Genomic DNA, 8,496 nt, shown 5'->3' with positions numbered 1-8,496 from the left:
TCAATTGTCTATCTTTTGGTATTAACCTATTTGTGCCTTAAGTCCTTTCCTGTATGAATTTCAGCTACTTTTGAGCGTAGTTGCTCTCATCGAATTTTATTTTAAGTTAATTATTTGCATAACAATTCCCGAAGAGCCAATATATAAAAGTATATGAAGATGTGCGGAATGTCGGATTTATCGTCGCCTACTTATAGCGTTTCTCATCAAGACGAAGTGTAAACTGATTTGGTATCGACTGCTGACGACCGACTCCCCAAAAGGAAAACTTCCTACCTCATCATTTAGGATAACTGCTATAAAAAGAGCAGAAGAGGTCATGGTTTCTAGGTTATGCTTGTTAAAGGTATCTTTACTTATCCTACACTTGTAACACCAATCTGTTTAGTATTTGGGAGAAAAAAATTACGCGGACAGGGTAGATGGGGAAGTGGACAGAAAGATTCGAGAATTTATACTAAAATCTAAGATAGCCGGTATAACATCGTCTCAGGGATCAAAACGGAAGCTTAGAATAGATAAAATATGTGGACTTTTATTGATTTATTTGCCGGTATAGGAGGATTTAGAATCGCCTTAGAGAATCTCGGTTGTCAATGCGTTTTTTCTTCGGAAATCGATCCTCACTCCCAAAAGGTTTACTTGGCTAACTATGGTCATTTACCCGATAATCAAGACATCAGAAAATTAGAGGTAAAAACTGTCCCCGATCATGATATAATGTGCGGCGGTTTTCCCTGTCAAGCGTTTAGTATCGCTGGCAGAAAACACGGTTTTGAAGATGCACGCGGAACCTTATTTTTTGAAGTTGCCCGGATATTACACGAAAAGAAACCGAAAGCTTTTATCTTAGAAAATGTCCAGGGTTTAGTCCATCATGATCGAGGTAAAACTTTAAAAACTATTTTAGATATACTAGAAAAGGATTTGCATTATTTTGTCCCTAGTCCCCAGATTTTAAATGCCAGATATTTTGGGGTTCCTCAAAACCGTCCCCGAATTTTTATCGTCGGTTTTCGAGAGGATTTGAATATTTACCATTTTTCCTATCCCCAACCAACCCATCAAGAAACTTGTCTCAAAGATATCCTAGAAGAAAAGGAAGTCAGCGTTAAATATTATCTCTCTAATCAGTATTTAGAAACTTTGTTTAAACACAGGGCCAGACACGAAAATAAAGGTAATGGTTTTGGTTATCAGATTATTTCTCCCGATGGTATCGCTAATGCTATTGTGGTGGGAGGTATGGGAAAAGAAAGAAATTTAGTTATCGATCAAAGACTGACTAATTTTACTCCCGTTACTCGCATTAAGGGAGAGGTAAATAAATTATTCGTCCGCAGAATGACCCCCAGAGAATGGGCAAGATTACAGGGATTTCCCGATAGTTTTCAGATTGTTGTCAGCGATGTCCAAGCTTATAAACAGTTCGGTAATTCTGTGGCTATTCCCGTGGTAGAAGCGGTGGCAAAAGAGGTGATTAAAACTTTAGATTTATCCAGAGATTCTCAAGAAAATATCAGGGTTAAAGACCTACAGGGGAGACAATTAGATCTATTGTCAATCTGAGGAACAATAACAATTTTTTCTAGGGGTTTGGGTATATTAAGAATAGTTATTATTTGATCAATATGATCGCTGTTTATGCTCGACTCTCACTGGATTAACAGTGGACTTGTTACATAAGTGGGTGGGTGGAATTAAATATAAGATGAACGTAGGTTGGGTTGAAGCATGAAACCCAACGCCCGATTATGTTACGCTACCGCTAACCCATCCTACAAATAATTGTGCCTCCCTACTTAATTAATTTTCGAGAGTTCAAAAATGAGAAAAATAGGCATGAGACAAAAATAAAAAGAGCAAAAGAGGTGATGGTTTCGCCGGTTGTGCTTGTTAAAGGTATCTTGCTTATACTACACTTGTAACACCAATAGGTTTAGTATTCGGGAGAAAAAATTATGCGGACAATCACACGCACCACCACTACCGAGATGGAAGTCACCAGCATTCGTCTGGAAAGAGTCCTCAAAGACAAGCTGAAAGAGATTTCCGGCAATCAAGGTTATCAAGCACTCATTCGCGATGTCTTATGGAATTTCGTTCAGCAAAAATCAGGAGATTATCGACCTCAGTTTTGTGCCACCGATATAAGGGCAGTATTTAACGCTACAGCTAGAAAAAATGAGATTTGCACTCTTACAGGCAAGTTAATCCCCGCTAATGAAACAATGTTGTTAGGTTTGACGATCTATGGCGATTTAGTCCCGTTGAGTATGGATAGTTATCCCAATTAAATTAAAATAAGTTTGACTAGGGTGGGGGAGAATCCAGTATAGTTAGTCCTCACCCAAGGGAGATGGGAAGTGGGAATTATAAATTTAAATTATGAATTATGAATTGAGAGGTGGGGAGTTTTTTGCTGTAAACAGTGAACTGATAACCGATAACCGATAACTGATAAGTAGGTAGGCGTTAAAAATTATCAGACACCCCCCTTATCAAGGGTAGGGTTGATTCATGAATCAACCCTACCTTATCAAGGAGGGCAGGGGGATCGAACCTAAAATCCATTTTTAATTTAATTATAGCAATTCCCATAGTTGTGAGGTACAGAGTCTTAGGTTTTGAGGAGTCAGGAGTCAGGAGTCAGGAGTCAGGAGTCAGGAGTCAGGATTCGGGATTCAGGATTCAGGAGTCAGGATTCGGGATTCAGGAGTTAAGATTTTGGTGTACCTCATGAGATTGGGAAACGCTATATAACCAGCTACTTAACTGATAACTGATGACTGAAGCAATTTTACGAGTGGTTTTAATCAATCCGCAAATTCCGCCAAATACGGGGAATATTGCCCGTACCTGCGCCGCAACGAGGACAGAATTGCATTTAGTTGGTCCCTTGGGTTTTGAAATTAGCGATCGCTATCTGAAGCGGGCCGGCTTAGATTATTGGCCCTATGTAAAACTCATGTACCACTTGACAATAGATGATTTCTGTGTATATCAACAAAAGAGCGGCGGAAGGGCGATCGGGTTTACAGTGCGCGGCAGCAGTAGTTATGTGGAATACAGCTATCAAAGCGGAGATTGGCTACTTTTTGGCAGTGAAACCGACGGTATTCCGGCAGATTTATTAAATCAATGTGATCATACAGTTTATATTCCCATGGCGGAACCGGGGGTGAGAAGTTTAAATCTTTCCGTTAGTGTGGCAATCGGATTATTTGAGGCCAGACGACAATTGGGATTTATTCGTTAGCGGGACATTTAGCTATATATAGCGTTTCTGATTCACAAGAGGTACATTCCCGATCCTGAACAGCTTAATCAGCAAAGGTTTAAGTGTGCCGCACAGATGCGAGAACCGCTATAAACAGAGCAAATAAACTAAATTGAGCAAAAAATCAGAAAATTGCTTTTATTTAGCTGATTTTTGCCCATATCAGAAAAAATAGTGATCGCAGTCAATCTTGTCCGTAATAACAGCAAGAAATTATGTGGATTATCCTAGAGCAAATTAATTTTTGCTCCTTTCTAATCCCATAATTTATTGAAAATAAAAAGGCAAGATGAGGCTCATGAATATCTTCGACCTTTCTCGAAAACATTTTGGCAATCTACAGCTTTTTCATCGGCAAAAATCCAACTCTGGCTTAACTCAAGTCGAGATGTTAGTTACCTTAATTTTATTAGGAATTCTCTTAACCATTGCCCTTTCTGTTTATCATCGTTTAATGGCTTGGATTCGCTTAAATATCGCCACCTTTGAAATATCACAGCAGTGGAAAAATACCCGTTACCAAGCCATGGGAGAAGGTTCTTATCCCCTATCTTTGTGCATGGCAGAAAGTGAAACTGAACAGATTAAAGTGGCAAAAGTACAAGGAGACGAATGTGAAAATGTCACCGATTGGACTCCCATCACTCGTGGTGTTAGCATCGATACTGATAATTCTACCCTACGCCGAGTTAGTGGACCTGTCGGTAATCAAGGGACAATTTATCGCGCTAGTTGGGCCGATACAAAGGGGGGGTTAGGGGGTTCTTGGGGACAGTTAGGCAGAATTACTTTAGTTGCTTCCGGTACACCAGACAAACGCTGTTTATTTTTATTCCGTGTTGATGGTAGTTGGGATATTCGCCAAGATGATAGATGTGTGGGTTAAAGCTGATTTAAAACTAGGGAATCAGGCGATCAATTTGTTGAGCTAAATCAAAATCTAAGTTACTTAAACCTCCCACTTCATGGGTAGTGAGGGAAAGAGTAACGCGATTATAATTGATGGTAATATCAGGATGATGACCTAGGAATTCAGCTGGAGTAACTAAGCGATTAACAAAAGTGATCGCTTCGATAAAATTGTTAAATTTAAAAGTTTTTTCAATCCGTTGATCTCGTAACTGCCAACCCGGGATAGTCTGTAATTGTTGAGAGATTTCTCGATCGGATAAACGAGTAGCGGGTAAAGAGAGGACTAATTCACCAGTTAACCCAATCATGAAAGCGATCGCTATTGCTAAGAATTGGTTCAACATTGAAGACGCTGCCGTAGTTGTGGTGAGCGGAAAAAGTGATCGATCGGGAGAGCATAATGTCGAGAGAGCCACGCTCAAAAATCGACAATTCTGACCGATAGCTTTTCTGGGGGGAAACTTAGACGGTTTTCAGTCCGTCTGGGATTACACTAGAAAATACTCACTTATTCGATCGAGCCGTTCATGATTATTTCCGTCGTAGCACTGAAGGGAGGGGTCGGGAAAACCACCACATCGATTCATTTGGCCGCCTATTTTCAAGAAAAAGCGCCCACCTTATTGATTGATGCGGATAAAAATCGTTCGGCTCTCCATTGGTCCCGGGAAGACACCCTTCCTTTTATGGTAGCGTCCCAAGCTGGAGCGACGGGACTGGTGAAACAATACACTCATATTATCGTCGATACCCAGGCCCGGCCGGAGCCAGACGAGTTAAAAGATTTAGCTCAGGGCAGCGATTTATTAATCCTACCCACCACTCCCAATCATCTCGATATCGATGTCACGATTAAAGCGGTAGAATTGCTGTCCACGATGACCGATAATTATCGAGTTCTGTTAACCCAAGTGGATTCACGGACAAAAACAGGACGGGAAGCGCGGAAAGCTCTAGAAGAAGCGAAATTACCGCTATTTAAGCGAGAAATTCCCCGTTTAGTTGCTTTTGAACGAGCGGCCGAAAAGGGAGTCATCGTCAAAGATTATCCCGACCCCCGGTCGAATTTCGGTTGGCTTTGTTACCAAGCGGTCGGTAAAGAAATTTTTGCCCTCATGACATAAATTGTTAAAAAAGTTAATATTAATATTTGTGTCATTTTTCCCCAAAAAGATACTTAATCTGCATGGGGACTTTTTGTAATCTTCCGTTAAGCGTTCACTCCTAAATCGGTAAAGTCTGAGACAATCAAAAAAGTCTGACTGTAGGAGAACCCTCTATGAAATTGGCCTATTGGATGTATGCGGGTCCCGCTCATATTGGCACTTTAAGGATCGCCAGTTCCTTTAAAAATGTTCATGCTATCATGCACGCTCCTCTGGGAGACGATTATTTTAACGTCATGCGCTCGATGTTGGAAAGGGAGCGTAATTTTACCCCCGTCACTGCTAGTATTGTCGATCGTAATGTTTTAGCCCGGGGTTCCCAAGAAAAAGTCGTCGATAATATTGTTCGCAAAGATCGCGAAGAAAGTCCCGATTTAATCGTTTTAACCCCCACCTGTACCTCCAGCATTCTCCAAGAGGATTTACAAAACTTTGTCGAAAGAGCGCGACAGGATGCCCAAGGAGATGTGCTGCTGGCCGATGTTAACCACTATCGCTATAATGAACTACAAGCGGCCGATAAAACTCTCTATCAAATTATCAAATATTATCTCGATAAGGCCCAGAGAAAAGGGGAAATTATCTCCCAGAAAACCCCTAAACCTTCGGTTAATATTATTGGTATTACCACCCTCGGTTTCCATAACCAACATGATCGCACGGAATTAAAGCGGTTAATGGCAGATTTGGACATTGAAGTTAACGAAATTATTCCCGAAGCTGCCTCGGTGGACAACTTAAAAAATCTGCCCCGCGCTTGGTTTAATCTGGTTCCCTATCGAGAAGTGGGATTAATGACAGCCAAATATCTCGAAAGTGAATTCGCTATGCCCTACGTTGATATTACCCCCATGGGAGTGGTGGAAACAGCGCGCTGTATTCGCAAAATCCAAGAGGTAATTAATGCCCAAGGTGCAGCAGTAGATTACGAAGATTTTATCAATGAACAAACTCTGCATATCTCCCAAGCTGCTTGGTTTTCTCGTTCCATTGACTGTCAGAATTTGACAGGGAAAAAAGCGGTGGTTTTTGGTGATAATACCCACGCAGCCGCTATGACAAAAATTCTCGCCAGAGAGATGGGAATTCATGTGGTTTTAGCGGGTACTTATTGCAAGTATGATGCGGATTGGTTCCGGGAACAAGTGAGTGAATATTGCGATGAAGTGTTAATTAGTGATGATAATGGGGCGATAGGAGATGCTATTGCTCGGTTGGAACCTGCGGCGATATTTGGTACTCAAATGGAACGTCACGTCGGCAAACGTTTAGATATTCCCTGTGGAGTCATTGCCGCACCTATTCATATCCAAAATTTCCCCCTCGGTTATAAACCTTTCTTAGGTTACGAAGGCACTAATCAGATCGCCGATTTGGTCTATAATTCCTTTACTTTGGGTATGGAAGATCACCTATTAGAGATATTCGGTGGTCATGATACCAAAGAGGTAATTACTAAAGGTATTTCGGCAGATTCTGACCTAAATTGGAATAAGGAAGCTACGGTAGAATTGCAGAAAATACCCGGTTTTGTGCGGGGGAAAGTCAAACGAAATACCGAAAAATTTGCCCGGGAGCGAGGTATTGGTGAAATAACTTTAGAGGTAATGTATGCCGCTAAAGAATCCGTAGGAGCTTAATCATTTCTTAGGGCTGAAAGTTAACAGCATTCAGCCCTATTTTTTTTAGTTATTTACTTAATCCCTGAAGTATTTTTTCCTCTACTCCTTTCCCCTGAATTAACACTCCAAATCCTCCTAAACCGGTGGGATTGATTAATTGATGTAGGGCATCTCGACGCTGAAATATCGTTAATATATCGATTTTTCCTTGAGAAAGTTGATTTAATCTATCTCCCAATCCCAAAGCCATTAACAATAATCCTTGCTGAGTAAAACCGAGATTTTTTAAGCCTAATTTCTCCCCTTGACGTTGTAAAGCAGTAAAATCCACATGAGTGGTAATATCTTGTTCTCCCACCCACAAATAAGGATGATCATGACGCTGGTGTTGTCGATAACATTGTAGGGTTCCTTGACTTCTTTGGGGATGATAATATTTTTCGGCAGTGTAACCGTAATCTATGGTTAAGATATAACCTCGATCGAGTTTCCGATTAACGGTTTCTAACCAGTCTAAAGCTAATAAGTTTACCTCGGTTTGATAACCCTCCGGATAAAGTGGGGAGGGAATATTTATTCCCACTAAATCAAAATAGTCTTTGATTCTGTCGGTGGATAAATCTGCGATAATCTCCTGAAAAGGTTCCCCCAATCCCAGATAAATTTCTCGCAATTCTCCCGACTCGATCACAACTCGATGGACAGGAAAAGCATCGATTAATTCATTACTAAACACACAACCCACAAGGGAATTATCGGCTAAATTCGGCCAACTTTGCCAAGATACCGGGGAATATCCCGCTAAAGTTGCCCGTTGTCTTTCCCTGAGTTTCTGAGATTGTTCGATAATTATATAACTGAGATTTTGATAAAAATCAGCATAGCTATCACTTAAATAATCAAGGATATCTTTCGCTAAAATTCCCGAACCTGCTCCCACTTCCACTAAAGTAAATCCAGGCGAATTACCTAAAAATTCCGCCATCTCGACAAATTGCTCTGCCAACAATTGGCCAAAATCTGCCCCTAGGGACGAGGAAGTAAAAAAATCTCCTTTTGATCCAATTTCTACTTTTCCAGAGGTGTAATAGCCATAATCGGGGTGATAGAGAGCTAAATCCATCCAGCGCTCGAAGCTAATTCGACCCGCTGCTGATTGTTTAATTTCCTCGCCGATGATTGCTTCTAAATTCATCTTGATCAGGGAATTATGAATTATGAATTATGAATTATGAAATGGGAATTATACTAAATCCAGTTACTAAAGACTGATTATCTATTCCTTCTTTTGCCTGAGTGCCTCTTGCCTTTTGCCCATCCTTATAAGTAGGTAGGCACAATTATTTGTAGGATGGGTTAGCGGTAGCGTAACCCATGCGGGCGTTGGGTTTCATGCTTCAACCCAACCTACGTTCATTTTATATTTAATTCCACCCACCTACTTAGGGTTTACTGAAAAAGTTTGTTGGTGGGGCTAGGGTGTGGGGTGTGGGGTGTGGGGTGTAGGGTTTTACCC

The 8,496-nt window shown here is 40.9% G+C and carries 9 protein-coding genes; 7 read left to right on the top strand and 2 right to left on the bottom strand.

The genetic code is table 11. The features are described from left to right. Positions 1-525: 525 nt before the first annotated feature. The 5 genes from PX482_RS09000 to PX482_RS08980 all read left to right on the top strand — a co-directional run bounded on the left by PX482_RS09000 (position 526) and on the right by PX482_RS08980 (position 4,166). A complete protein-coding gene (locus PX482_RS09000) occupies positions 526-1,569 on the top strand; it encodes a DNA cytosine methyltransferase (protein ID WP_002761971.1) in 1,044 nt (347 codons plus the stop codon). 392 nt (positions 1,570-1,961) lie between these two features. Continuing rightward, positions 1,962-2,297 (top strand): hypothetical protein, encoded by a 336-nt coding sequence (locus PX482_RS08995; RefSeq protein WP_002761973.1) that lies wholly within the window; start codon positions 1,962-1,964, stop codon positions 2,295-2,297. Between the two features lie 308 nt (positions 2,298-2,605). Next, complete coding sequence (locus tag PX482_RS08990) at positions 2,606-2,743, top strand: hypothetical protein (RefSeq protein WP_288122337.1); 138 nt, start codon at positions 2,606-2,608, stop codon at positions 2,741-2,743. A gap of 42 nt (positions 2,744-2,785) precedes the next feature. After that, positions 2,786-3,259 carry a tRNA (cytidine(34)-2'-O)-methyltransferase gene (locus tag PX482_RS08985; RefSeq protein ID WP_002761975.1) on the top strand — a complete coding sequence of 158 codons (474 nt, stop codon included), beginning with the start codon at positions 2,786-2,788 and terminating at the stop codon, positions 3,257-3,259. Positions 3,260-3,578: 319 nt separating this feature from the next. Next, a complete protein-coding gene (locus tag PX482_RS08980; RefSeq protein ID WP_288096528.1) occupies positions 3,579-4,166 on the top strand; it encodes a prepilin-type N-terminal cleavage/methylation domain-containing protein in 588 nt (195 codons plus the stop codon). 13 nt (positions 4,167-4,179) lie between these two features. Here PX482_RS08980 and PX482_RS08975 read toward each other — a convergent pair whose 3' ends face one another. After that, positions 4,180-4,536: a 4a-hydroxytetrahydrobiopterin dehydratase gene (locus PX482_RS08975; protein WP_002761979.1), complete on the bottom strand. Its 357-nt coding sequence runs from the start codon at positions 4,534-4,536 to the stop codon at positions 4,180-4,182. Positions 4,537-4,719: 183 nt separating this feature from the next. Here PX482_RS08975 and PX482_RS08970 point away from each other — a divergent pair, with 183 nt between their 5' ends. Together PX482_RS08970 and bchB are read left to right on the top strand one after the other, a co-directional pair. Beyond that, entirely contained in the window at positions 4,720-5,316 is a 597-nt protein-coding gene (locus tag PX482_RS08970) for a nucleotide-binding protein (protein ID WP_002761980.1), read from the top strand. Between the two features lie 155 nt (positions 5,317-5,471). Continuing rightward, a complete protein-coding gene (bchB, locus tag PX482_RS08965; RefSeq protein ID WP_002761981.1) occupies positions 5,472-6,998 on the top strand; it encodes a ferredoxin:protochlorophyllide reductase (ATP-dependent) subunit B in 1,527 nt (508 codons plus the stop codon). A 49-nt stretch (positions 6,999-7,047) separates the two neighbouring features. On the opposite strand, the gene PX482_RS08960 is transcribed toward bchB, so the two are convergent. Beyond that, on the bottom strand, positions 7,048-8,175 hold the full coding sequence (locus PX482_RS08960) for a class I SAM-dependent methyltransferase (RefSeq protein WP_288122335.1): 1,128 nt from the start codon (positions 8,173-8,175) through the stop codon (positions 7,048-7,050). Between the last annotated feature and the right edge of the window lie 321 nt (positions 8,176-8,496).

The sequence above is a fragment of the Microcystis sp. M53602_WE12 genome (assembly GCF_030065455.1).
Taxonomy (GTDB): Bacteria; Cyanobacteriota; Cyanobacteriia; order Cyanobacteriales; family Microcystaceae; genus Microcystis; species Microcystis aeruginosa.
Note: the sequence above shows the minus strand (reverse complement) of the source record. Positions and strands in the feature narration are given on the sequence as shown.

Coding starts and splice junctions, on each gene's coding strand:
- PX482_RS09000 (WP_002761971.1), top strand. CDS start 526: ATGTGGACTTTTATTGATTTATTTGCCGGTATAGGAGGATTTAGAATC.
- PX482_RS08995 (WP_002761973.1), top strand. CDS start 1,962: ATGCGGACAATCACACGCACCACCACTACCGAGATGGAAGTCACCAGC.
- PX482_RS08985 (WP_002761975.1), top strand. CDS start 2,786: ATGACTGAAGCAATTTTACGAGTGGTTTTAATCAATCCGCAAATTCCG.
- PX482_RS08980 (WP_288096528.1), top strand. CDS start 3,579: ATGAATATCTTCGACCTTTCTCGAAAACATTTTGGCAATCTACAGCTT.
- PX482_RS08975 (WP_002761979.1), bottom strand. CDS start 4,536: ATGTTGAACCAATTCTTAGCAATAGCGATCGCTTTCATGATTGGGTTA.
- PX482_RS08970 (WP_002761980.1), top strand. CDS start 4,720: ATGATTATTTCCGTCGTAGCACTGAAGGGAGGGGTCGGGAAAACCACC.
- bchB (WP_002761981.1), top strand. CDS start 5,472: ATGAAATTGGCCTATTGGATGTATGCGGGTCCCGCTCATATTGGCACT.
- PX482_RS08960 (WP_288122335.1), bottom strand. CDS start 8,175: ATGAATTTAGAAGCAATCATCGGCGAGGAAATTAAACAATCAGCAGCG.